Genomic DNA, 24,140 nt, shown 5'->3' with positions numbered 1-24,140 from the left:
GAGGAGAAAATCGTGCGTAAAATCTTCGTCATAACCGGCACCCGCGACAAACTTTCCAGTGTCGCCGACAAGCTGCAGTCTGGACGCGCGCGGGTGGAAAAATCCGAGAGAATACCGGAAATTCCCAGTGAAGAACGTTCCGCGGTAGATACCGTTGTCGTGGACCTGAATTCCCTGCTCGGCAATTCGCAATCCGTGGACCGGGCCCTGAACGACCTGTACAGCAAATTTCCATCGGCTTCAGTAGTTGTCCTCGCGGGCAGCGACCAGTCGCAAAAAGCAGTTGAAGCGGTCAAGGCCGGAGCCTTCGATTACCTGACCCTGCCCGTGGGCCGGGAAGAACTGGAACTGGTCATAGAAAAGGCCAGGCAGGCCGACATCCGCCATTCCGAACTGGATTACCTGCGCGACCAGTTCTGGGGAGATGAATACAAGGATGTGGTCAACACCAAAAGCAGGACCATGCAGGAAGTCCTGCGCAAGGTCCGTCAGGTGGCGGACACGGGAACCACGGTACTCCTTTCCGGGGAAACAGGCACCGGAAAAAGCCTCATCGCCAGACTCATCCACGCGCACAGCGGACGCAGGAAAAAGACTTTCATCAACGTCCACTGCGGGGCAATCCCGGATTCACTGGTGGAAAGCGAACTTTTCGGCCACGAGAAAGGATCTTTCACCGGAGCCATCAAACGCAAGATAGGCAAGTTCGAACTGGCCGACTCAGGCACAATTTTTCTTGATGAAATCGGCACCATAAGCTCCGCAGTCCAGATAAAACTGCTCAACGTGCTGCAGGAAAGGCAGGTCCAGCGCATAGGAGGGGAATCGGCCATCCCACTTAATGTGCGGGTCATAGCCGCCACCAATGAAGACCTCGGCAGAATGTGCGCCGACGGCAAATTCCGTCAGGACCTCTTCTACCGCCTGAATGTTTTTCCCATTGTCCTGCCGCCCCTGCGGGATCGCAAGGAAGATATCCTGCACCTTTCCAGAGTGTTCATCTCCAGCTTCAACACCGATCTCAATAAAAATGTCGACTCCATTTCCCCGGAAGTTCTGGATGCCTTCATGGAATACGACTGGCCGGGCAATGTGCGCGAACTGGAAAACGTCATTGAAAGGGCCTGCATCCTTGAGACAGGCAGCCAGCTCACCAGAGCCAGTTTCCCCGTTGAATTTTTCACGGATGCCGCACCGCGTCATCATACAGATACGGAAATGCCCCTCGGCCCGGCCAGACAGGCGGCCATAGAATCCTTCGAGCTTGATTATCTTACCCGCCTCCTGACCTCGACCGGCGGACGCATAAGTCCTGCCGCTTCAAAGGCGGGAATAACCACTAGGCAGTTGAACAAACTTATGCATAAACATGGACTCGATAAAAAATTGTTCAAATAAAAAACAGAACTTAAAGTTCCGACATTCAAAAAAAACAGGAACATAGAATTCCCAAACGAGCCGGTTCCCCTTTTTCCTCTGTAAGCCCTGTTTTCAGCTTCATATGGCCGTTTTTTACCCATTTATCTTCCATAAACAGCTCTGAAGAACCATCTTTTTATTCAAAACCGGAACCAGCAGTTCTCAAACCCATTCAAAACCACAAATAAACACTTTATTTACAACATGTTATCTATGGCACGCCGTATGCTTTTATTCTCTATTGCGATTGCACCTATCTGATACAATCAAGAGAGGATTTACAAAATGTATTCAGAAAGTACGGAAGAAATGGACAACGAAGGCTCCTTTGAGCCGGAAATACAGCTTAAACTAAGCCTGGGACTCAAACCCGAGGATGCCGATGAAATTCTCGAACTGGCGACAAACTGCCAGTGTCTGACCCAGGACAAGATGTCCATGCTGGAACAGTCCGTGTGGGAAGAAGCCTATAACGACGACGAACCGTACAGCGTGTTCATAAAGGCCCGGGCCGTAAACGGCGATGAGGAACCGCTGGCCGGATTTGCCTGCTACGGCGGCATCCCCGGCGAGGAAGGATGTTTCGAACTCTATCTGCTGGCAGTGGACGAGGAGTTCAGGGAAATCGGCATCGGATCAGCCGTTATTGACGAAGTTTCAAGACAGGTTGCGGCAGCCGGGGGAGATACCATATTCTGCGAGGTTTCCGAAAACAGAAACCACGATGCGGCCAGAAACTTTTTCGAATCTCTGGGGTATGTGCGGCAGACCCGCCACTACCGCTTCTTCATCCCTGAAAAAGGCAATGCGGTATACGCGAGAAAAATATCCTGACGGCCAGGCAATTTTTATAATGGAGAAGAAGAGTGTCAAACGAGGAATTTGAAGAAACCATATACGGCCAGGTAATTCCCTATACCGATGAAGATGATGAAAACTACCGGTACGCGATAATGGTCGATAACGAAGAAGAATACATCGTGGAACCCGGAACAAACTCTTCCCAACTGGAGGAATATATGGACCGCTGGGTTCGGGCCGATGTACTTATCACCGAAACCGACGACGGGTATTTCATCAAGATTCGGGACATTGAACCGGAGGAGTCCGGCTGGCAGTACGAAAACGAAGACCGCTGGTAACCGGCACACGCAATTTCGCAGGCCGCATCCGAAAAATTTCGGATGCGGCTTTTTGATGTCTGCAGTTGAAACATGCAAACCGGGAAAAAGCTCTCTGCCGCAGACATAAGAATAGGCTTTGACAATCAAAAGGTGATTATCTTATACCCCCTGCCGATATAATCAGACATTGCCGGGTGGCCGGACATCTCGCCTATCAACGCAATACCGGCCTTCTCAATCTCTTCCTTCACCTTGAGCTTCACCGAACAGGCCTTGCAGGCGCCATCGATAAGTCCCTGCTCCCGCGCTTTTCTGTATAGTTTGTTAAACGGACACGTTTCCTTTTCAAGTTCCGGAACAAGGGTCACAGCAGCCCCTTCAAGAACAATGGAGACTTTCATCCCCTTCTCCGCCATATCCAGTCCGTTGAGCAGGACATGAACAAAACACATAAGCTCACCGTTGAATGCGTATAAACAGTACATAATGAACTCCGGGTTGAAATTCTAAATGCAGAACAATAACTTTATTTTCCTACCTGCGATTGACTTTGCAGTAAACATAAATACCGTTTAGCCATGGCAATTAATACGGGAAATTTTCATAATCTGGGAAATTCATACGAAAACGGTTCGAATGCGGCCCTGCTTTCGGCCATAGCCCGCAGCGCGGAAGAACTTACTTCCGGCAAAGGCTGGCCGGAAGGGGTCAACGACCTGCTGGCCGCGCTGGGTAAGGCTACCGGGGTAAGCAGGGTATGGATATTCCAGACCATAAAGGTGACCGCCACCCACATCACCCAGAACTATACCTTTGAATGGGCCGCCAAACCGAAATACAAACAGCTGGGCATGCCGATGTTCAGCATGTCCACAAATCCCATAGACCGCCCGGAATACAGGGATCTGATACACAGCAGAATGAGGGGGGAATGGCAGAAGACGATTACGGAAACCCTTCCGGAAGGCTGGTTGCGAGACTCTCAGGAAGTACAGAAAATCAAATCAATGCTGACCATTCCGGTAATGGTCGAGGACCAGTGGTGGGGAACCCTGGGGTTTGACGACTGTGAGAGAACATACGACTGGTCCGATGTGGAAATAGCACTGTTGCGAACGGCAGGATACCTTATTTCAAACGCGGTTCTCCGGGACCGTCTGAGCGCCAAGCGCAAACAGTTTGAAATCCTGAAACAACTCACAGACAGCAGCATATGGGAATTGGACTTCAAGACCGGGCAGATATGGTGTTCTCCTGAAGCCCTTTATTCCGTGCCCATGCCCACGGACAACATCCGCCTTTCGCTGCACAACGGACTGAAGCTTATACATCCTGATGATCGCAAAGGACTGATCAGAAAGGCCAAAGAGTACATGGCCGGGGACAGGAAAAGAATTTTCCGGTACGACATGCGTCTTTACACCGACTGCGGAGACCTGCGCTGGGTGGAACTTATCGGCAACCTGCGCATGAACAGTGAAAAACGCCCGGAGCAATTCGCCGGCATTGCCATAGACATCAGGAAACGCAAGCAGGAAGAGGAACGTCTGCGCAAGGAAGCCGTCACCGACCCGCTGACCGGGGTAACCAACAGACGCATGTTCGAGTACAAACTGCTTGAACAGATTGATTCATCCGTAAACGAAGGCAGCACCTTTTCGGTAATCATCTTCGATATCGACCATTTCAAGACCATCAACGATACCCACGGCCACCTGGTGGGGGACAAAGGACTCCTTCATCTGGCCAGAAACTGTGAAAAGGTTTTACGCAAGAACGATGTCCTCGCCAGGATAGGCGGAGATGAATTCGCCCTTATTCTTCCTGACACGGATACGGAGACTGCAAGCCGCATAGGTGATAGAATCAGAGCTGAAATCAAATCCACTCCGTTTGGACTGAACGGAGCAGAATATCTGATGACCATCAGCGTTGGAATTGCTACCAACGAAGGCCAGCTGACCACCCCGGCCAGACTCATAGAGGCAGCGGACCTTGCCCTTTACGATGCCAAGCGCAAAGGCAGGAACCGAGTGATCTCCCGCACCGGCTGCGGACTGGAGTGACCTCACAACTCCCGGTACAGACAGGTGCACAGGTTGACTTTTCACTTTTACCGAAGTTATTTAGCATAAAGAAAAAATTTTTCGGAGGAAACAAAATGTCCAGAATTATCGCGGTCCTCATAGTGGCCATGCTCACCTTCTCTTCGCTCGGCTGTGCAAAGATGGGGGAAGCAACCGGAAAAGCGGTCAAGGAAGTAAAGGAAATGCCGGGAGAATTCCACAAAGGCTATAAGGAAGGCAGAACTTCCGAAGAAGATTCCATTTAAAGACTCCCAGCCCTTTTGCAGCCTCCTTACCGGAATGAACTGAAAATGCGTTCCCCTGTGCGGATCTTTCCACTTTCAGCAAACGCATGATGTCTAATCTTCCGGCAAAAGGACAACGCAACCGCCCTCAGGCAGAACTCCGCAGAAGGATTCATAACATATGCCCCAAATTGCCCTGATAACTGGAGCGAGCAAGGGAATCGGCGCGGCCATAGCCCTCCAGCTTGCTGCGGACGGTTACGACATCTGGCTCAATTACCGCAGCGATGATGCCGGAGCTGAGAAAACAGCTTCGGAAATACGCGGACTCGGCCGTGAGTGTACCCTGCTCAAATTCGATGTGACGGATGAGCAGGCCGTCGAGAACGGGCTGACGCCGCTGCTGGAAAAGGACGTGCCTTTCATTGTCGTCAACAATGCCGGATTCGCAAAAGATTCGGTAATGATGATGATGGACAGCCGGGACTGGAACGGTGTTCTAAGCGTGCACCTGAACGGTTTCTTCAATGTGACCAAGCCGGTGGTAAGCCGAATGCTGCGCAAAAGGGCCGGGCGGATAATAAATATCGCCTCCACCTCCGGTGAAACAGGGGTGGCCGGGCAGACCAACTATTCCGCCGCCAAGGCCGGACTGATCGGGGCCACAAGGTCACTGGCCGTGGAAGTGGCAAAACGCAACATACTTGTAAATGCCGTTGCCCCCGGATTCATTGAAACCGATATGGTTGCGGAACTGCCCGTGGACGAGATTAAAAAGCAGATTCCCATGAAAAGAATGGGAACCCCGGAGGAAGTGGCCGGGGTTGTATCCTTTCTGTGCTCGGAAAAAGCGTCCTACATCACAGGACAGGTCATCGCGGTCAACGGCGGCATACATACTTAAGGAAACGCTGATTAAGGCCATATTTTGAACGGCTATTGCTTTAGCTCCGCAGAAAGTTTGATCCAAGAGGCTCCTTTCATTGCAGCCACTATAAAACTATTAGGGATTCCAAAGGGGATTATCCCCTTTGGCCGCCAGCGGCGAAATCAAATTATCAAAAGCGCGAAGCGCATCAAACGGGAATTAATCAGTACTCCTTAGCAGGGTTAGCCGGAGACTCATTTTGCACAACGTGGCGATAACAGGCATCGGAGCCGTTTCCGTCCTTGGCTGCAGCCTGGACGACATAAGCGATTCATTAAAGAACGGACGTTCCGGTATAATTGCCGATGAGGAACGGTCCGGGCTCGGCTTTGAATGTTCCCTGACCGGACGCATTGAAAATTTCGATCCTTCACAATGGCTGAGCCGCAAGCAGCGCAAGACCATGCCGGATTTCGCGGTACAGGCTTACGCCGCGGTCAGGCAGGCTCTGGACCTGTCCGGGCTGGACGATGCGGACCTGCGCAACGATGAAACAGGTCTTGTCTTCGGCTGCGATTCCAGCTGCATTGCCGCGCTGGAACAGGTCCGATTGCTTGAACAGCGCGGACAGACCTCTCTTATCGGCAGCGGAGCGGTCTTCCGCTCCATGACCTCCTGCGTGACTATGAACCTGAACGGGCTGCTCGGAACACGGGGCGCGGCCTGGACCATAAGTTCGGCCTGCTCCAGCGGGGGGCACGCAGTGGGACAGGCTGCCGGACTTATCGCTTCCGGACAGCAGGAACGGCTCATCTGCGGGGGAGCGCAGGAAATCAACTGGCAGTCCATGTGCAGTTTTGACGGTCTCGGAGCTTTTGCAGCCAATACAGACGATCCGACAAAAGGTTCCCGCCCGTTCGACAAAGAGCGCAGCGGCCTTGTGCCCAGCGGCGGAGCTGCTGCAATCGTGCTGGAAAGGCTGGACCTTGCCATAAAGCGCGGGGCGAAAATTCTCGGAACAGTTGCCGGATACGGTTTTTCCTCGGACGGCGAACACATCTCGGTTCCGTCCGACACGGGGCTGGCCAGAGCCGGAGCAAAAGCCCTGAAACAGGCCGGAATCTCCCCGGCGGAAGTCGACTACATCTGCGCGCATGCCACCTCCACTCCTGCCGGTGACGCTGCGGAAGCCCGAAACATCCGCACCCTGTTTGCGGGCTGCAACCCGGCCATATCATCCACCAAATCCATGACCGGGCACGAACTCTGGATGTCCGGGGCAGCGCAGGTGGTCTATACGGTACTCATGAACAGGGACGGATTCATGGCCCCGAACATCAATTTCAACGATGGCGGAGAGGAAACGAGGGGTCTTGATATCATCACGCAGACCAGACCTGTCGCCCCGCAGACCGCCCTGCTCAACTCCGCCGGTTTCGGCGGAACAAACGCCTGTCTGATACTGAAATTCTGATGCACAGCTATCAGCACATAGTCGTGGGCGGGGGAATTTCCGGGATGACCTCGGCCCTGCTGCTGGCAAAACAGGGGTACAAGACCGCCTTGGTGGAAAAATTTCCCGGCCTTGGCCCGACTGTGCGCGGGTTCAGCCGCAAGGGCGTCCATTTTGAAACCGGGGTTCACCTGCTAGGCGGACTGGGGCACAATCATCCGCTTGATGTCTACTTCCGGCACCTTGAAATTTCAGATGAGCTGCAAAAGATAGAATTTGAAAAAAGTGGCTACGACTGCTTCCGCTTTGAACGAAATGACAGAGAAATCCGTATGCCGGCAGGATACGAGAACCTGCGCGAAACCCTTTGCATGGAATTCCCCGAGGAATCCGGGGCAATCGGAAAATACCTTTCCAAAATCAGATCCGTCTTCGAATCCAGCCCGTACCTTAATTTCAATCTCGACTTTTCCATTGAAGACGCCATCCATGCCGAAACAGAAACCCTGAACGAATTTCTGAACTCAATCACTTCCAATCGCGAACTCAAGGATCTTTTGTGTTACCAATGCATGCTCTACGGAACACCACCGGCTGAAGCTATGCTTTCCACCCATGCGCTGGTGGCAGGTTCCTACGCAATGTCATGCCACACGGTGGAAGGCGGAGGTTCGGCCATCGTCCGGGCCTACCGCAGCAAGCTGGAAAAGTACGGAGTAGAGATCATCACAGGACGGGCGGTGGAGAGGATAACGGCAGACCGCGAACGCAGGTTCACCGGCATTGTCCTGGCGGATGGAACGGAACTGTCCGGGGAATCATGCGTCTGGTGCGCACACCCGGCTTCCATGATCGAATGCGCGCCGGAAGACGCCTTTCGTCCGGTTTTCAGAAAACGCATTGTCTGCCTTGAAGAAACTCCCTCGGCCATGATTATCTTCGGAACAGCGGACGCCCCCCTGCCGGAACTGACCCGCCGCAACATCTATCTGTGGCCGGAAAAGGATTATTCACTCATACTGAAAGGGCTGGAAAAACCGGAAGACAACGCCATATTTATATCAGCAGGACAGACAACAAAAACAGGGCAGGCACAGCCGATTACGGCAATCAGCCCGTGCAGCTTCAACCTGTTTGAAAAATGGAAGGATTCCACTCGTAAAAACAGACCTGCGGATTACCTTGAGCTCAAAAAGAAGCTCACGGCCGAATTGGTAAAAACAGTTTTCGAACGCTGCCCGGAATTACGCGGAAGGGTGAAATTCACCGATTCGGCCACGCCGCTGACACTGAAGGATTATTGCGGCAGTCCGTACGGCAGCATGTATGGCGCGGCACATACTGCATCACAGTATAATCCCCTGCCTGCAACCAGAATGAGCGGTCTGTTTCTGGCCGGGCAGTCCATCATCGCCCCCGGCGTGCTCGGGGCGGTGGTCTCCGCCTACCTTGCCTGCGGACTCATCTGCGGACACGACAAGATACACGAGGAACTCAGATGCATTTACAACGGGTAGTCATAACCGGAATGGGTGCGGTTTCACCATACGGGTGCGGGGTTGAAACTCTCTGGGACGGATTTGTCAACGGACGTTCCGGCATCAGCCGCATACCGGAACTTGAAGGCATAGGCGGACTCAGGCCGCAGATCGGAGGAAAAGTTCCTGCCTGCAATGCCGGTATCATTCCGCGCAAGTTCCGCCGGACCATGTCCGACCTTTCCATATTCGCCGGGATCTCCGCGCTTGAGGCTATCGCACAGGCAGGACTGGGGCCGGAACAGCTGGAGGACATGCGCACAGGGCTCTCTGTCGGCTCGACCATCGGCAGCACCATGACCCTGGAAAACTTTTTTGCATCATTCCTCAGGGAACGGTCCATTGAGGGGATACGTTCGACCGAATTTTTCAAAATCATGAACCACACCTGCGCCGCCAACCTTGCCCAGTTCCTGTCCATCAGCGGACGCGTTCTGGCCGTTTCCGCAGCCTGCTCCACCGGCTGCCAGTCCATCGGACTTGCATACGAGGCCATTGCCGCAGGAAAGCAGGATATCATGATCTGCGGAGGCGCGGACGAGTTGCACCCGCTTACCGTGGGAACATTCGATATTCTGGACGCGGCCTCCATTTCAGGGAATGACGATCCGGCCGGAGCGTCACGTCCGTTCGATGCCTCCCGCAACGGCGTAGTCTGCTCCGAAGGTGCGGGAATACTCGTGCTTGAAAACCGCGACTCGGCCATGAAACGCGGGGCGGAAATACTGGCCGAAATAACCGGCTTCTCCTCACTCTGCGACAGCGGAAACATGGCCTCGCCCAGTGCGGAAGCCATTGGACGCTGCATTGCGGCTGCTCTTGATGACAGCAACATTTCCCCGGCACAGATAGATTACATAAACGCCCACGCCACCGGAACACCGCAGGGAGACGCGGCAGAAGCCTCGGCCCTGGAGGAAACGTTCGGAAACGCAACTCCGGTGAGCAGTCTCAAGGGTCACATCGGGCACACCATGGCCGCCAGCGGCGGACTTGAGACCATAGCCACGGTACGTATGATGGCCGAAAAGACAATTATTCCCACCGCGAACCTTGCCGATCCGGCCCCGGAATGCTCCGGCATAAACAACGTCTTGCAATTACAGGCAAGAAAAATTACATATGCGCTGAAAAATAATTTCGCATTCGGCGGCATAAACACGTCGCTGGTCATCAGGAGAACAAATGACTGATCAGGAAATCATAGGAAGAATAAACAGGGCACTTGCCGAAGAATTCGAGCTAGACCTGGATGATCTAGTACCGGAAGCCGTGTTCAAGGACGATCTCGACCTCGACAGCCTTGATGCGGTCGACATGGTCATCGTGCTGGAACAGGAATTCGGAATCAAGATCAAAAAGGACGAAGCTTTCAAATCCATCCGCTCCCTCGGCGACCTGCACAGCTTCATCCTGAACAGAAAAGATCCGGCCTGATGCGCCATGGCTAAGAGAGAAGTTCACTTCGAGTCTTAGGGATATGGAAAACAGAGATATCCGCGACCCTTTGGAATCACCAACAGTTTAAAGCTGTTAAAATAATTTCTTTGTTCTGTACCTTATGAATTGTACTGGAGAAATACCCCGCATCCTGAAACTTATCTGGATAAATGCAGGAATATACGGCTGTATTATCCTCTGGACACTCATCTGCGTTTTGCTCTCCCCGCTATTCATTCTCTACTCCCGTCTCCGCGGCAGGGAGGACTCCGTAACACTGCGCGAAATAATCTGGCACTACGGGTACACGAGCGTTAAATTAATGGGGCTTTTCGTGGACATTGAATGGCCCGAACAGACGGAACTGCCCTGCCCGTGCATCATCGTGGCCAACCACGAATCCTTTTTCGATCCCTACCTTATTTCCATGCAACCGCAAAAAGAGACCTGTCTGGCAGTGCGTAGCTGGCCGTTCAAAATCCCGTTTTACGGGTATTACATGCGCGGGGCCGAGTATATCAACGTTGAAAAGGACGATCTGGACACCATAAAAAAACAGGCGTCAAACGCCCTGAGGCGCAAGATTTCACTCATGTTCTTCCCGGAAGGAACCCGCAGCCGCACAGGTGAGACAGGCCGTTTTCATTCCGGGCCGTTCCATATAGCAATGGAAGAAAATGTCCCGGTTGTTCCCTTTTGCATATCCGGAACATATGAAATGCTGAAAAAGAACTCCCTGATCATCAATCCTTCCAGAGTCCGGACAAAAATACTGCCCCCGGTCTACCCGCAGGATTACAAAGACATGCCGAATTCACATATTGAATTGCGCAGGGCGGTCAAACAAATTATGGTCAACAGTATCAGGGAACTGAAAAAGGACGATCCCAGGTAATATTTTCAATTCACCACCAATTTAAAAAGGAAAATGAAAATGAAACATCTACGCATTCTCGCCTTGGTACTTATCTTATGCGCCGCCGTACTGGGCGGATGCCGGACCGCTCCGATCCAGAACATCGAGCTCGCCCCCATCGTCAGCAATCAGCAGCAGGCCAGAACAATGGATGACGTTAAAAACGCCATCATCAACGCGGCCTACAGCCTCGGCTGGCAGGTAAGCGATGTTGCGCCCGGCCATCTGGTCGCCACCCTGAACATACGTTCCCATCAGGCTGTAGTAGACATCACCTACACAACAGAGAACTACAGCATCAACTACAAGGACAGCACCAATCTCAAGCACAAAGGCGACACCATCCACAGCAACTACAATGCATGGGTCAAGAATCTCGCCGGGGCAATCAACAGCCGCCTGAGCATGCCGCAGGCTTCCGCAAAGCCATAAACAAGCGTAATGGAATAACACGGATATTTCACAGAACAAAACTGACAACGTCCGGAGAATCCTTTGAAAAGGCTCTCCGGACGTTCCCGTATTTTTAAGCAGACTTTACAGCCGGATAAGACTATGGCTGAAACGCCGCACTCAACTCCCGTTTTCGGCAGACTGAATTTCACTGACAGGAACTAAAAAATGCAACTACCAGTAAATGCGGAAAAACTTCTTCCCCACCGGGGAACAATGCTGTTGATAGACAAGGTGCTCACTGCCGGGGACAGGGCCGGAACGGTCAGCGCCGTTCTTGACGGCAAATCAATATCACGGGACTCGGACGGCCGGATACAGCCTGTTTTTTACATCGAACTGGTTGCCCAGGCATACGCGGCAGTCTGCGGCTATGAATTTATAAGCAAAGGGCTTGCGGTTCCGGAAGGTTTTCTGGTCGGCGTACAGAATTTCGAAATCTATAAGGCAGATTCTCCCGGCACCGACTCTGAACTGCTCATTTCGGTCAGCACCATAGGAGAAATATACGGCTTTGCCGTGGTCGAGGGTTCTGTTTCACAGGACGGGAAACCCCTTGCCGGTGGCCAGATAAAACTGTTCGTCCCGCAGGATTGATGTACCCGACATGCTTACACGCGACTTGATAAATATTCTTACGGCAACAGCACTGACCCTGCTGCTCCTCGCCGGCAGCGCTTTTGCCGGTGCAGACAGGCAGGAGCAGTTTCTGACACGCCTCAAGTCCAATGCGGTAAATGTGCACTCCATCAGCAGCGACTTTGAGCAGACGAGCTTTATTTCGCTGTTTCAGGACAAAATGATCTCAACGGGCAGATTCATCTTCGCCCGGCCGGACAATCTGCGCTGGGAGTATGAAACGCCCTTTGCTTCCGGATTCCTGCTCAAGGGGAACAAGGGTCTGCGCTGGGACGAAGCGGCAAAGCAGCCGACACAGTTCAGCACCGAATCAGCACCGGAAATGGCTATTATTTCCGAGCAGATTCTGGCCTGGACCACCATGAACATCGACTGGCTCGCATCCCGCTACACCATAAAAATGACCGGATATGACCCGGCGATCATGGAACTTGTGCCCAGATCGGAAGCGGCCGGTGACTTCATGAGCATGATCAGAATTTTCTTTTCCGCGGACGGTTCGTACCTGCAGGCCATAGAACTGCACGAACCCGGCGGGGACTATACCAGAATTGATTTCAGAAACGTGAAAATCAACGGGCCGCTACCGGACGGAATTTTCGAAAGGAGATAGGAATGTCCGCACCGGGCAGATTCACCCCCCATGTCAGCCGGACCGCTGCAATCTTCATCCTGATCCTGTGCCTGCTCATCTGTGCTCTTCCGCTTCTCCGGGCCTCGTTTTCAGAAGATATCTCCGCCATGATCCCGCAGGGCGAAGACGGCCATATAGCCGAAGATTTCCGCCTGCTGCAGAAGGCTCCGCTAGCGGACAGCGTGCTCATATCCATTTCATCACCCAAGGCCGAACCGGGCAGACTGGTCACTGTTGCCGACACCCTGACCGGCATGATGGACAAAAACCGGCTGGAACTGCAGAACTACGGAGATTCGTCCGCTCCGGGCATAATCGATTTCCTGCTGCGCAACGCCCCCCTTCTGACCACCCGACAGGATGTTGAAAAGCTGGAAGAACTGACTTCCGAAAAAGCGATTCCTGAAACAAGCTCACGGGCAAAACGGCTGCTGCTTTCCCCGGCCGGATTCGGCATGAAAAAAATAATCGCCGAAGACCCGCTTGATCTGCGCTCGATATATCTGCAGAAACTGGCTCCGCTCAAGAACCTGCCAAAGCTCAATCCTGCGGACAAATATTTTCTGAGCAAGGACCGCAAAAGCCTTCTGCTGATAGCCCGTTCACATGTACCCATGAGTGATTCGGAAAAAGCGGCCGCCCTTGTTTCCCACATGAAAGACATCCGGGAAAAGGTTCTTGAAAAATTCGGCCCGAAAAATCCCGGACAGGAGATTCCCGGACTGGAAATTTCAGTATTAAGCGGCCATGTATACAGCGCTGCCAACGCCGCGATCATAAAAAATGACATCCTCACCGTCTCCATAATCGCCCTTTGCGCCCTTGTGCTGCTGTTCGCGGCCGCCTTCCGCAAAACCGAAGCGCTGACGGTCTTTGCGGCTCCCGGAATCGCCGTTCTCGCAGGGCTTGGCGGAGCGGCATTCTTCTACCCGCACCTCTCGGCCATCGTAATCGGATTCGGCGCGGTGCTCATGGGCATATCAATTGATTTCGCCGTGCACACATGGTTCTCCCTCTCGGAACATCCCGGAGACAAAGCCGCTGCCATGCATGCGGTTACCCGGCCTATCTTATACGGCGCCGCCACTTCCTGCGCATCCTTCGCGGCCCTGTTCATTTCCGGCATTCCGGGCATCAGACAACTGGCCGCTTTCTCGGTCTGCGGAATCATAGCCGCCTGCGCATACGCGCTTTTATTCATCCCGGCCGTCTGCAACACCTTCACCAACCTGCCCGCAAAAAACAGAACGTCGGCATCATCCAAAAAACACGGCAGAGCCGCAGCCGTCATCTCCATCATTTTTCTTGCCGCCGGTATCATGGCCGCCATGTCCAATTCATTTGATACCGAGCTCAAGCACATCGGCTATGTCTCCGCAGGAATAAAAAAGACCGAAAAAGCGTTCCACGAAAAATGGGGCGACATGCGCGGTCAGTCCATGATCTTTGCCAAAGGCGAAGACATCCGGGAGGCGCTGGCGAACAACGAAAAAGTCTGGCGCGATATTAAAACCAACCTGCCGGAAACAAAAGCCGTCAGCATTGCCCCGGTCCTGCCTTCACCGGAAACCGGAAGCGAAAACAGCAGGCGATGGGCTTCATTCTGGTCCGAAAATAAAATCCACGAAACAGCTGTCCTGCTGAACAGGGCCGCAACAGCAAACGGCTTCGCCCCGCACGTTTTTGACCGGGCTGTCCTTGAAACAGCAGACAGGAAACCGAACCTTTCGCCCGCCACACTCAAAAAAAGTCCTTTAAGCTTTCTGGCGGACCTGTTCATCCCTGAAACAACAGACGGAACAGGTCTGGTCCTGACCATGCTGCCGGATAACGACAGCATATCCGCCCACTACACCCGTCAGAAGGAACAGGAACTCGGTGCCCGGCTGGTTTCGCAGTCACGGTTCAAAGCATCACTTGAACAGGAAATGAAAAGTGACGTGATCAGGTTCATATGCCTGTCCGGACTGCTGGTGCCGGGGCTTATCGCGTTCATGTTCCGTGATGCGCGCCGTGCAATACTGGCAACTTTTCCCGCCCTGTTCGGAGTGGCCGCCACCTTCGGAGTGCTGGGAATGCTTTCGATTCCGCTGAATATCTTTCATATTGTGGCCCTGCCCCTTGTCATCGGCCTCGGAGCGGACTACGGAATATTCATGGTCTTTCAGGAAATGGAACGGCCCTCACCGGCCACAATCAGGGCGGTCACCATATCCGGCCTGACCACACTGGCCGGATTCGGCGTGCTGGTTTTCGCCCGGCATCCGTCCCTGCACGCGCTCGGCGGAACCGTGGCAGCGGGAATAAGTGCCGCGCTCGTCTGCGCAGTGTTCATCCTGCCCCATTTCCTGCGGATTAAATGAGCAGATACAGGTAGTTGATGCGCTTCGCGCTTTTGATGATTTGATTTTGCCTCCGGCGGCCAAAGGCCCACAGCCCTTAGGCGAGAAGTCCTCTTCGAGTCTTAGGGATATGGAGAGCAGAGATGATTATCCCCTTTGGAATCCCTAATAGTTTAGAGTTGTCCTCTTGCAGAACATTCACACCAAGTGACTAACAAACCAAATAATTTGATCAAATTACGCAAAACAATCACACTCCTGTTTCTGCTGACCGTTGCCCTGACCTGTCCGGGATGTGCCGGAAAAGCAAAATGGGAATCCGCACAGGTTCCTGACACACATGTAGAGGAAGAAACATTTGTGCTTCAACATTCCGGCGTACTGGATGTTGCGGGTCGGCGCATGCCGCTGCGTGGAATGCTGCGGGTGCAGCCTGCCTCCGGAACGGCCAGAATTATCATAATGAATGAACTCGGAATAAAGCTGCTTATCGCAGACATAAGGGCCGTTGACGGCAATGGTTTCGAATCACGAACAATTTTCAGCTCCCCATTTGCCCGGGCCGTACCTTTTCTTCAAGAAGAGACATCCAGATGTATCTACCGGATGTTTCTGGGCGGAACGGATGTCCTTACCGGACTTGAAACTATTGGAACAGAGCCGCAGGAAATCGGCGGACATATTTTTTTCAAACACACTGTAATCAAAAACGCGCGTAAAAATTATACCGTGGAACTCTTTTTAAATTCCGGTTCCCGGTCAGGAAACTAATATGGAACTCCGCCAACACATTGCCGCCTGTTCCGGCCACCTTGAACAGATAGGAGCCGGATACCGCAGGGAATTCAACTTCCCGGAATCCTTTCCGGGTTTCGACGGGCATTTTCCCGGAAATCCGATTCTCCCCGGAGTAATACAGACCCTGCTCGGCGAAATATGCTCCTTCGAAGCTCTTGAAAAGGAGTATCCCGGTGAAAAGATGCGCCTTGAGACCGTCACCCGCGGCAAATTCATGCGTCCTGTCAAACCGGGAGAAAAACTGACCCTTGATCTCTCCCTGAAAACAAAGGATGCAAAACGCATCAGCATCTGCACCCTGCGGGTCTATGGAGAAACTGCCGCCAGCTATCAGTTGATCTTTGTCCGGGAGGAAGAATAATGAGCAGAAAAGGATATTTCCCGGTCATTCCTGATGCTCCGGCCCCCTTGCGGTTGACAGTGGAACGCTCCGTGCGCTTCGAGGAAGTGGACCCCATGAACATAGTGTGGCACGGCCGCTATCCCGGATATTTCGAAGACGGCCGGGTTGCTCTGGGTGATAAGTACGGCATCGGCTACCTTGATCTCTACCGCTACGGCGTTGCCGCTCCCATAAAAAAAATGCAGATAGACTACATCAAACCGCTCCGGTTCGGAGAGACTTTCAGCATTGAAACCCTTCTGCATTGGACCGAAGCAGCCCGCATGAACTACGAATTCATAATCCGCGATTCTTCCGGTGAAAAAGTCACCACCGGATATACCGTGCAACTGTTTCTCCAAGACAATGAGCTAATGATGTACCAACCGGATTTCTTCGCCGAACTCTGCGAAAAATGGAAGGCAGGGAAGCTCTAAGCCCATGTCATCCGTCTTCATGATCTCTACCAACACCAATGTGGAACCGTATCCGGTCTACCCGATCGGCATGTCCGTTATCGCCGGAGCCCTCACTCAGGCAGGGCACAGGGTCTTTCAGTACGACATGCTAGCACACGGGGAGAGCCTTTCCGCTCTTCGGGAAAAAATAGCCGCGTTCGCCCCCGACTATGTCGGAATTTCCATCCGCAACGTGGATAACGTGGACTCCTTTACCTCGCACATGAACGGATATCTGGAAAAGGTCCGTGAAATAGTCACCGTGGCAAAGGAATTCGGCGTCCCGATTCTGGCCGGGGGAGCCGGTTTTTCCCTGCTTCCGGAAGAAATACTGAATTTCATTAAAGCGGATTACGGTGTTGTGGGCGAAGGGGAACGCAAAATGGTCCGCCTCATATCCTGCCTGGAACAGGGGCAGGAACCGGACCGTATCTTCGGCCCGGAAAAAGGAATCCCCGGCAATGAAATACCCGCCCCGCTCTGGAGTAGTGAACTGCTTGATTACTACATGGCCGAAAGCGGTGTGGTGAGCGTGCAGACCAAACGCGGCTGCGAACATTGCTGCTCCTATTGCACCTATCCCTATCTGGAAGGCCGCAAAATGCGCTTGCGCAATGTAAAAAGCGTGGGGGATGAAATAGAAAAACTGTGCGGGTGCGGCGCAACTGATTTCTTCTTCACCGACTCGGTCTTCAACGACAAGGCCGGACATTACCTGCAGGTGGCCGAAGAAATTGTCCGGCGCGGACTGGACATCAGGTGGTGCGGTTTTTTCCAGCCTGCCAGCATAGAACCGGATGAACTGGACCTGCTCAAACGATCCGGCATGAACGCCGTGGAAGTCGGTACCGACGCAACGACAGACACCACCATGCGCGGCCTCAACAAAGGATTCAACTACGAAGAAGTGACGGCCTTCAACGATCTGCTCGTCTCCCGCAAAATTCCCTGTGCCCATTTCGTAATCTTCGGAGGACCGGACGAAACCATGGAAACAGTGCGCGAAGGCATAACCAACATGAACGCCCTGAAAAACTGTGCGGTCTTCGCCTTTTCCGGGGTCCGGCTGCACAAGGGAACCCCGCTCTTTAAGCGCGCAATCAAAGAAGGCCTGGTTTCCAGTGAGCAACCGCTGCTCGAACCGTTTTACTACTTTTCCCCGCATCTGGACAAAGATGAAATGAACCGGGTCATTACCGAAGGTTTCCATGGAAGGCGGGATCGCCTCTTCCCCCCGGATGAAGGACAGCAGCGGATCAATATAATGAAAAAATTTGGGTTCCGAGGCATAATGTGGGACCGGCTTATAAGGTTCAACGACTGAATGCCTACCGGCGGTCCCTCCGGGGGCCAAAGAAACTTTTTGAAAAAAGTTTCTCTGGACTCTTCAAAAACTTTCAACGGGCTTCGCGACCGGAAACGGAAATCTACCATTGGATAAAGACAAACAATCAACGAAAAACGTACCGAAAAAAGAACATGAAAGCCCGATGGGGATTCCAAAGGGGCTTGCTCCTTTGGCCGCCGGAGGCGAAATCAAATCGACAAAAGCGCAAGGCGCATCAACAACTCTCTTCCAGCTAAAGCCGCTGATAGTCATACCTGTTTACAACCACGGTTCTTCGTTGCGGGACGTGGCGATGCGCTGCCTTGCATACGGGGAGGTGCTGGTTGTTGATGACGGCAGCACGGACGGCGGGGCGGAGTCGGTTGCGGACCTTGGTGTTACGGTGGTCCGGCATGAAAAGAATCGGGGCAAGGGTCAGGCAGTTCTGACGGCTGCGAAATGGGCTGCGGAGGCGGGGAAGACGCACATTATAACCATTGATGCCGACGGCCAGCATTTCCCGGAGGACATTCCGGCTTTCCTGCAGGCGATGGAATCCAATCCTCTGGCCGTTTTTGTGGGCAGCAGGCAATTCGAGGGTCAGGACGTTCCCGGAGCATCGAAATTCGGACGCAGGTTTTCCAATTTCTGGCTGCGTGTCCAGACCGGGACCAGACTGGACGATGTGCAGAGCGGGTTCCGGGCCTATCCGCTGGAAATATTTTCGGTGGTCAGGACTTACGAGCGAAGATACGCCTTTGAGGTGGAGGTGCTGGTCAAATCCGCTTGGGCCGGTTACGAGCTTCTGGATGTCCCGATCCGGGTCTTTTATCCCCCGGCGGATCAGCGGGTTTCGCATTTCGATGTTTTGAAGGACAACATCCGCATATCGCTTTTGAATACAAGACTTACGGCGAGATCATTCGTTCCCCTTCCGCACCGCAGCTACGGCCGGGACGAGGAAGGAAAGATAACGCCCATACACCCCATGAAATCCCTGCGCATACTGCTGGCGCAGGACGAGACCCCTTTCCGGCTGGCAATTGCCGGTGCGGTGGGCATGCTGCTGGGCACGCTTCCGCTTATAGCCATGCATTCCATTGCAATCATTCTGGTCTGCGGATTTTTCAGGCTCAGCAAGATAACCGGTCTTGCGGTCAGCCAGTTGTGCATGCCGCCGTTTGTTCCGGCGCTGTGCATTGAGGCCGGGTACTTCATGCGCCATGGACAGTTCCTGACCGAAATTTCACTGAAGACGCTCGGTTATGAGGCTCTTGAACGCTTTGCCGAATGGGTGCTCGGCTCCCTTGTGCTCGGTCCTGCGTTTGCGCTGGCCGTGGGGCTTTCAATCTACATTATGGCCTTTATTATTAAACGGTTTTTGAGTATTAAACCGCTATAATTTTATGTGGACAAAGAAGTGAACAGCAGGCACGGACACAGCCCGGAAGACGGGCGCACGGAAAAATGGGACGGCAGAAGCATGGCCCCGGCATTTTTCCACCGTATCTTTTATGCAACCATACGGCTGGCCGGAAGGCATAGCGCCTATTTTCTGCTGTTTTTCGTGGTCTGCTTCTACTGCCTGCTGCCGAAAATCAGCAAAAGGCCTGCCGCATACATATCACGGAGATTCGGCTGCACCGGTGGCCCGAAGCTTTTTCTGCATACTTTCCGGCTGTACTGGAATTTCGGAACCATGCTTGTGGACAGGGCCGTGCTAAGGATTACGGGCAGATTCGAGGCGTATGGGTCCGAAGAGGACAAGGAAAAACTGCGCAGACTCTACGCTGAATATGGAAAGATCATTCTGCTGACCGCTCATGCCGGCTGCTGGCAGATGGGGATTTCCTATCTTGATTTTCTTGACGCTCCGAAGGCGATACTGATGCTGACCGGCAAGGGAGATGTGGACAGACACTCCTTCAAATGGAAAACTCCGGGAGCGGAAGGCGGAAGCGGTGCTCAGGATATAACCGTGATCAATCCCTCGGCTCCGCTGGGCGGAACCATTGAGATGATCAATGCGCTTAATAGCGGGGCTGTGCTGTGCATCAACGCGGACAGGACCTTCGGCAGTGAGCGGCACACGGTGGAAACGGATTTTCTGGGCGGAAAAATAAGGCTGCCCATCAGCGCGTACAAGATAGCGGCAGGAACGGGTACACCCGTTGCGGTTGTTTTTTCGGCACGCACGGGGCCCGGCAGGGGAACTTTCCGGATTTCGGAAGTCATGCATGTTCCGCATGACGCGGACAAGGGCGCCGTGCGCGGACCTCAGGCATTCGTACCTTATGCCGAAGCCTATGCCCGGAAGCTGGAAGAATTCTGCACCGATTATCCGTACCAGTTCTACAATTTTTATGACATGTGGCATTAACGGGCCGAATTGCCCGATATAAATACCGAGAGGACAAATTGCATACCAGACTTAAGGAACTTCTTATCGAGGAACTGAACCTCGTGGATGTAAGCGTTGACGAAATTGAGGACGATGCCCCCCTGTTCGGGGAAGGACTCGGACTGGATTCCCTTGATGCTGTTGAAATCGTCGTGCTGGTCCAGAAGAATTTCAATGTTGAAATCAAGAACATGGATGAGGGCAGGGCAGCTTTCCAGTCCATCAACAGCCTTGCCGATTTTATAAAGGAACGCCAGGCTTCCTGATGGATCTCCCTGTAAGCATCTGTGCAACTGGCTGCGTATGCGCGGCCGGCAGGGACACTGAAACCTGCTTTGAAACCATGACCCGCGGGCAGGTAACTCCGACATTTGATCCTCCCCTGCCTCTCGAGCAGGAGATGGTTTCACCTGTTTTTGCCGTGGACCGCGCATGGCTGGACAGCCCGCAGACACTGCTGACCGACACCATGCGAATTCTCCTGACGGCTGCGCGGGAAGCGTGTGCTCAGGCTGGAATAAACAAGGGAAATTCCGGACAACTGCGCATAGGCACCTGCATAGGCTCTTCCACAGGAGCGTCACTTAATTTCAAGCCCTTCTACCAGCAGTGGCGGGAAGGGGAATCCCCCGATCTCGGCATCATCCGCAGTTACCTGCACAGCAATCCGGCCCTGTGTCTGGCCGAATATCTTGGCTTCACCGGTCCGGCTCAAACTGTGACCAACGCCTGCTCATCAGGAACCGACGCCATAGGCATCGCAGCTTCATGGATAAGGCAGGGGCTTTGCGACGCCGTGCTCGCCGGAGGGGCCGATGCCCTGAGCAGCATTTCCTACACAGGATTCTCCCGGCTGATGATAACCGGCCCGGAAAAATGCCGTCCCTTCGATGTGAACAGGAAGGGACTTAATCTGGGGGAAGGAGCGGCCGTACTTCTACTGACAGACGAAAACGGCCTGAAAAAACTCGGCAGAAAATCTCTGGGCAGCATTCTCGGTTACGGGACCTGCTGTGACGCTCATCATCTCACCGCCCCGCATCCGCAGGGGATCGGTCTGCGGAAGGCTATCGGGGAAGCTTTGAAACGCAGCGACCTGCATGCAAACCAGATAGGCTTCATCAACACCCACGGAACCGGAACGGACAATAACGACCGGGTCGAAGGTCAGGTCATGCGGAAAATGTTCCCCGGAACGACAATTACCGGAACCAAGGGATACACAGGGCACACACTGGGAGCGGCCGGAGCCATCGAAGCGGTTATGACCGTCGAAGCACTGCGCCGGGGGCTAATTATGCCCACATCCGGCTTCAGGGATGCGGACCAGGAAACCGGCATCATCCCGCTTGCACACCCTCTGGAAACGGACGCCGAATTCGCACTCTCCGATTCACTGGCCTTCGGGGGCAACAACTCCGCACTGGTCTTCAGGAGGGCCGAGGCATGATCAGTCTCTCCATTGAAGGAATAGGCATAGTTGCCGCCGACATGGACCGCGACAGCTTATGCCGTGCGGCGCTTGAAGGACAACCGCTCACGCCTTCCGAAACAAAGGCCGAGACCTCCGAACTGGACAAAATTTTTCCGCCGCGAAAGCTGCGCCGGGTGGACCACTTCACCCGCATGAGCATGCTTGCGGCCTGCCGGGCCCTGCGGGACAGTGTTCCGGAAACGGATGAAGAGACACTGCCGAAACTTCCGGACAACACCGCCATAATCATCAGTTCCGGATATGGCCCGGCACAGACCGTCTTTGAATTTCTGGACTCCATGATCGACTTCGGACCGGGGTGCGCATCGCCGCTGTCCTTTTCACACTCGGTGCACAACATTCCGGCGGCGACACTGGCCATGTTTCTCGGCGGCAACTGCCCGTATACGACAATCTGCCAGCCCCGCGCTCCCCTTGCGGCAGGTCTCATGACCGCTGCCTGCTGGCTGGCCGAAGGCAGAGCCGAGCGGGTTCTGCTTGGGACGGTGGATGAAAGCACCCCCCTGCTGGAAGACAACACACGCAGAATACTTGCAGAAAAAGGAATGTCCGCCGACCATCTTCCGGTCATCGACAGTGCAGGCTTCTTTCTTCTTTCGGCAGCGCAGGGGTGTACCACCGACTATGGATGCATTGGGACACAAACCATCACGGTCGAAGAGCTTGCCAGGCAGGACTATTCAGGGCCTTTCTTCGTTCCGGCCAGAACCCTGCCGGAAATGGTAAAATGCGGTCTTCAAGCCGCATCGGCAGTAAAAGCCGATCAGCCCACAGCCGCAGGTCTGGAACTGGCCGCGGCATCATTTTATGCCAGGGCACACGGCGCGGCCTGCTGCCTTGAAAAAAACGGGAAGAATTTCGGCCTGATCCGAATCCGAAAAAACGGAGAATAAAATGTCCAGACCGCTGACCCTTACCGAAGAAGACATCCGGCAAATGATCTCCTCCGCCCTGCTGGCCGGGATGGATTATGCCCGGCAACTGGACAATACCCGTAACGGAATTCTTGATGACAGCTTTATCCCGGACGGAAAAATCATTCCCGACTGCGAGGCAGTCCTTGAACGCATAGCCGTGCAGTTCGGATTTGAACCGCAGACCGGGCTGGCAGGACTGAGCGTCGGCCGGATGGCGGAAGCCGTCTTTTCCGCAACCGAAGGCAGCCCCGACCAACTTACATTTTTCACTTCCGGAAGCACCGGAATCCCGAGTCCGAACGCTTCCCCCTTTGCCGATCTCAATCAGGAAATCCGCTCTCAGGCAGAAATTTATCCGGGACGCAAAAGAATCATAAACATGGTTCCGCCGCACCATATTTACGGGTTCCTGTTCTCCATTCTGCTGCCGAAAGCACTGGATATACCGGTAACGGCAAAGTTCTCCCTGCCCACATCCGGACTTGTGGAAAGCCTCGCGCCCGGTGATCTGGTCATCGCCTTCCCGCTGCTGTGGAACAAACTGGGACAGCTTCCGGTATCCTTTCCACCTGATGTATACGGCGTGACCTCCACAGGTCCATGTCCGGCGGATGTAATCAAAGGTCTGCGCGCCAAGGGACTTGATCGCATGACCGAAGTTTACGGGTCCTCGGAAACCGGCGGGGTCGGTTACCGTCACGATCCGGATGACTGTTACCGTCTACTGCCACACTGGCAGAAAACAGGGCAGGACACACTGGCTCGTAACCACCCGGAAAACGCGGGAGTCACTTCATTCACGCTTCAGGACAATCTGGAATGGACCGGCGAAACGGAGTTCCGCCCGATACGAAGAACGGACAACGCCGTTCAGGTCGGTGGAATCAACGTGTATCCCTCAAAAGTCGAAAACTTTTTCCGAAGCTTTGAACAGGTCCGGGACTGTTCTGTCAGACTCATGCGCCAAGATGAAGGCGAAAGACTGAAAATTTTCATTGTACCTGAAAAAGTGATCAAAGCCGGCGACCTTACCGGTGGACTTGCCGATGGACTTGAAGCAGACCTGCGCCGCAAAGCTGCAGCACTGCCGGTTGCGGAGCGTCCCGGTTCCTACAGCTTCGGCCCATCCCTGCCCCGCTCCGCCATGGGCAAGCTTGCGGACTGGAATTCTTCCGCAAAAACCGCACAGAAAGAAGATTCCGGGCAGATGAAATAAACACTTGCC

The 24,140-nt window shown here is 53.7% G+C and carries 26 protein-coding genes; 25 read left to right on the top strand and 1 reads right to left on the bottom strand.

Translation table 11 applies throughout. The features are described from left to right. The first annotated feature begins 12 nt into the window (after positions 1-12). The 3 genes from ACKU4E_RS16290 to ACKU4E_RS16280 all read left to right on the top strand — a co-directional run bounded on the left by ACKU4E_RS16290 (position 13) and on the right by ACKU4E_RS16280 (position 2,561). Positions 13-1,398, top strand: a complete 1,386-nt coding sequence (locus ACKU4E_RS16290) for a sigma-54 dependent transcriptional regulator (RefSeq protein WP_320172134.1) — start codon at positions 13-15, stop codon at positions 1,396-1,398. 306 nt (positions 1,399-1,704) lie between these two features. Continuing rightward, a complete protein-coding gene (locus tag ACKU4E_RS16285) occupies positions 1,705-2,253 on the top strand; it encodes an N-acetyltransferase (RefSeq protein ID WP_320172133.1) in 549 nt (182 codons plus the stop codon). Positions 2,254-2,285: 32 nt separating this feature from the next. Next, entirely contained in the window at positions 2,286-2,561 is a 276-nt protein-coding gene (locus tag ACKU4E_RS16280) for a hypothetical protein (protein ID WP_320172132.1), read from the top strand. Positions 2,562-2,686: 125 nt separating this feature from the next. Here ACKU4E_RS16280 and ACKU4E_RS16275 read toward each other — a convergent pair whose 3' ends face one another. Next, positions 2,687-3,028: a DsrE family protein gene (locus ACKU4E_RS16275; protein ID WP_320172131.1), complete on the bottom strand. Its 342-nt coding sequence runs from the start codon at positions 3,026-3,028 to the stop codon at positions 2,687-2,689. A gap of 93 nt (positions 3,029-3,121) precedes the next feature. Between ACKU4E_RS16275 and ACKU4E_RS16270 the strand changes: the two genes are divergently transcribed. The 22 genes from ACKU4E_RS16270 to ACKU4E_RS16165 all read left to right on the top strand — a co-directional run bounded on the left by ACKU4E_RS16270 (position 3,122) and on the right by ACKU4E_RS16165 (position 24,131). Beyond that, the gene (locus ACKU4E_RS16270; RefSeq protein ID WP_320172130.1) at positions 3,122-4,609 is read left to right on the top strand and encodes a diguanylate cyclase; all 1,488 of its coding nucleotides are present in this window, start codon (positions 3,122-3,124) and stop codon (positions 4,607-4,609) included. A gap of 95 nt (positions 4,610-4,704) precedes the next feature. Beyond that, positions 4,705-4,875: a hypothetical protein gene (locus ACKU4E_RS16265; protein ID WP_320172129.1), complete on the top strand. Its 171-nt coding sequence runs from the start codon at positions 4,705-4,707 to the stop codon at positions 4,873-4,875. Between the two features lie 160 nt (positions 4,876-5,035). Continuing rightward, positions 5,036-5,758, top strand: coding sequence for a 3-oxoacyl-ACP reductase FabG (fabG, locus tag ACKU4E_RS16260; protein WP_320172128.1), 723 nt, complete (start codon positions 5,036-5,038; stop codon positions 5,756-5,758). Between the two features lie 232 nt (positions 5,759-5,990). Then, a complete protein-coding gene (locus ACKU4E_RS16255; protein ID WP_320172650.1) occupies positions 5,991-7,196 on the top strand; it encodes a beta-ketoacyl-[acyl-carrier-protein] synthase family protein in 1,206 nt (401 codons plus the stop codon). Further along, positions 7,196-8,692: an NAD(P)/FAD-dependent oxidoreductase gene (locus ACKU4E_RS16250; protein ID WP_320172127.1), complete on the top strand. Its 1,497-nt coding sequence runs from the start codon at positions 7,196-7,198 to the stop codon at positions 8,690-8,692. Before ACKU4E_RS16255 ends, ACKU4E_RS16250 begins: the two co-directional genes overlap by 1 nt. Continuing rightward, the gene (locus tag ACKU4E_RS16245) at positions 8,674-9,906 is read left to right on the top strand and encodes a beta-ketoacyl-[acyl-carrier-protein] synthase family protein (protein ID WP_320172126.1); all 1,233 of its coding nucleotides are present in this window, start codon (positions 8,674-8,676) and stop codon (positions 9,904-9,906) included. The genes ACKU4E_RS16250 and ACKU4E_RS16245 overlap by 19 nt, the downstream gene beginning before the upstream one ends. After that, positions 9,899-10,150 carry an acyl carrier protein gene (locus tag ACKU4E_RS16240; RefSeq protein ID WP_320172125.1) on the top strand — a complete coding sequence of 84 codons (252 nt, stop codon included), beginning with the start codon at positions 9,899-9,901 and terminating at the stop codon, positions 10,148-10,150. Before ACKU4E_RS16245 ends, ACKU4E_RS16240 begins: the two co-directional genes overlap by 8 nt. 124 nt (positions 10,151-10,274) lie before the next feature. Next, positions 10,275-11,048, top strand: a complete 774-nt coding sequence (locus ACKU4E_RS16235; protein ID WP_320172124.1) for a lysophospholipid acyltransferase family protein — start codon at positions 10,275-10,277, stop codon at positions 11,046-11,048. A 39-nt stretch (positions 11,049-11,087) separates the two neighbouring features. Then, the gene (locus ACKU4E_RS16230; RefSeq protein ID WP_320172123.1) at positions 11,088-11,501 is read left to right on the top strand and encodes a hypothetical protein; all 414 of its coding nucleotides are present in this window, start codon (positions 11,088-11,090) and stop codon (positions 11,499-11,501) included. 189 nt (positions 11,502-11,690) lie between these two features. Continuing rightward, positions 11,691-12,119: a 3-hydroxylacyl-ACP dehydratase gene (locus ACKU4E_RS16225; protein ID WP_320172122.1), complete on the top strand. Its 429-nt coding sequence runs from the start codon at positions 11,691-11,693 to the stop codon at positions 12,117-12,119. Positions 12,120-12,129: 10 nt separating this feature from the next. Further along, a complete protein-coding gene (locus ACKU4E_RS16220) occupies positions 12,130-12,774 on the top strand; it encodes an outer membrane lipoprotein carrier protein LolA (protein WP_320172121.1) in 645 nt (214 codons plus the stop codon). 2 nt (positions 12,775-12,776) lie between these two features. Beyond that, on the top strand, positions 12,777-15,158 hold the full coding sequence (locus ACKU4E_RS16215; protein WP_320172120.1) for an MMPL family transporter: 2,382 nt from the start codon (positions 12,777-12,779) through the stop codon (positions 15,156-15,158). A 207-nt stretch (positions 15,159-15,365) separates the two neighbouring features. Next, entirely contained in the window at positions 15,366-15,908 is a 543-nt protein-coding gene (locus ACKU4E_RS16210; RefSeq protein ID WP_320172119.1) for a hypothetical protein, read from the top strand. 1 nt (position 15,909) lies between these two features. After that, complete coding sequence (locus ACKU4E_RS16205) at positions 15,910-16,296, top strand: 3-hydroxyacyl-ACP dehydratase (protein WP_320172118.1); 387 nt, start codon at positions 15,910-15,912, stop codon at positions 16,294-16,296. Further along, on the top strand, positions 16,296-16,754 hold the full coding sequence (locus ACKU4E_RS16200; protein WP_320172117.1) for an acyl-CoA thioesterase: 459 nt from the start codon (positions 16,296-16,298) through the stop codon (positions 16,752-16,754). Before ACKU4E_RS16205 ends, ACKU4E_RS16200 begins: the two co-directional genes overlap by 1 nt. A gap of 4 nt (positions 16,755-16,758) precedes the next feature. Continuing rightward, complete coding sequence (locus ACKU4E_RS16195; protein ID WP_320172116.1) at positions 16,759-18,099, top strand: lipid biosynthesis B12-binding/radical SAM protein; 1,341 nt, start codon at positions 16,759-16,761, stop codon at positions 18,097-18,099. Positions 18,100-18,208: 109 nt separating this feature from the next. Beyond that, positions 18,209-19,504 (top strand): DUF2062 domain-containing protein, encoded by a 1,296-nt coding sequence (locus ACKU4E_RS16190; RefSeq protein WP_320172115.1) that lies wholly within the window; start codon positions 18,209-18,211, stop codon positions 19,502-19,504. 18 nt (positions 19,505-19,522) lie between these two features. Next, a complete protein-coding gene (locus ACKU4E_RS16185; protein ID WP_320172114.1) occupies positions 19,523-20,482 on the top strand; it encodes a lysophospholipid acyltransferase family protein in 960 nt (319 codons plus the stop codon). Between the two features lie 8 nt (positions 20,483-20,490). After that, the gene (locus tag ACKU4E_RS16180; RefSeq protein ID WP_320172649.1) at positions 20,491-20,769 is read left to right on the top strand and encodes a phosphopantetheine-binding protein; all 279 of its coding nucleotides are present in this window, start codon (positions 20,491-20,493) and stop codon (positions 20,767-20,769) included. Continuing rightward, positions 20,769-21,953 carry a beta-ketoacyl-[acyl-carrier-protein] synthase family protein gene (locus tag ACKU4E_RS16175; protein WP_320172113.1) on the top strand — a complete coding sequence of 395 codons (1,185 nt, stop codon included), beginning with the start codon at positions 20,769-20,771 and terminating at the stop codon, positions 21,951-21,953. Before ACKU4E_RS16180 ends, ACKU4E_RS16175 begins: the two co-directional genes overlap by 1 nt. Beyond that, positions 21,950-22,891, top strand: coding sequence for a beta-ketoacyl synthase chain length factor (locus tag ACKU4E_RS16170; RefSeq protein ID WP_320172112.1), 942 nt, complete (start codon positions 21,950-21,952; stop codon positions 22,889-22,891). The genes ACKU4E_RS16175 and ACKU4E_RS16170 overlap by 4 nt, the downstream gene beginning before the upstream one ends. A gap of 1 nt (position 22,892) precedes the next feature. Further along, the gene (locus ACKU4E_RS16165) at positions 22,893-24,131 is read left to right on the top strand and encodes a 4-coumarate--CoA ligase (RefSeq protein WP_320172111.1); all 1,239 of its coding nucleotides are present in this window, start codon (positions 22,893-22,895) and stop codon (positions 24,129-24,131) included. The last annotated feature ends 9 nt before the right edge of the window (positions 24,132-24,140 follow it).

The sequence above is a fragment of the Maridesulfovibrio sp. genome, from assembly GCF_963677005.1.
Lineage (GTDB): Bacteria > Desulfobacterota > Desulfovibrionia > Desulfovibrionales > Desulfovibrionaceae > Maridesulfovibrio.
The sequence above is the reverse complement of the archived record's forward strand: the minus strand, read 5'-3'. Positions and strand labels throughout refer to the sequence as shown.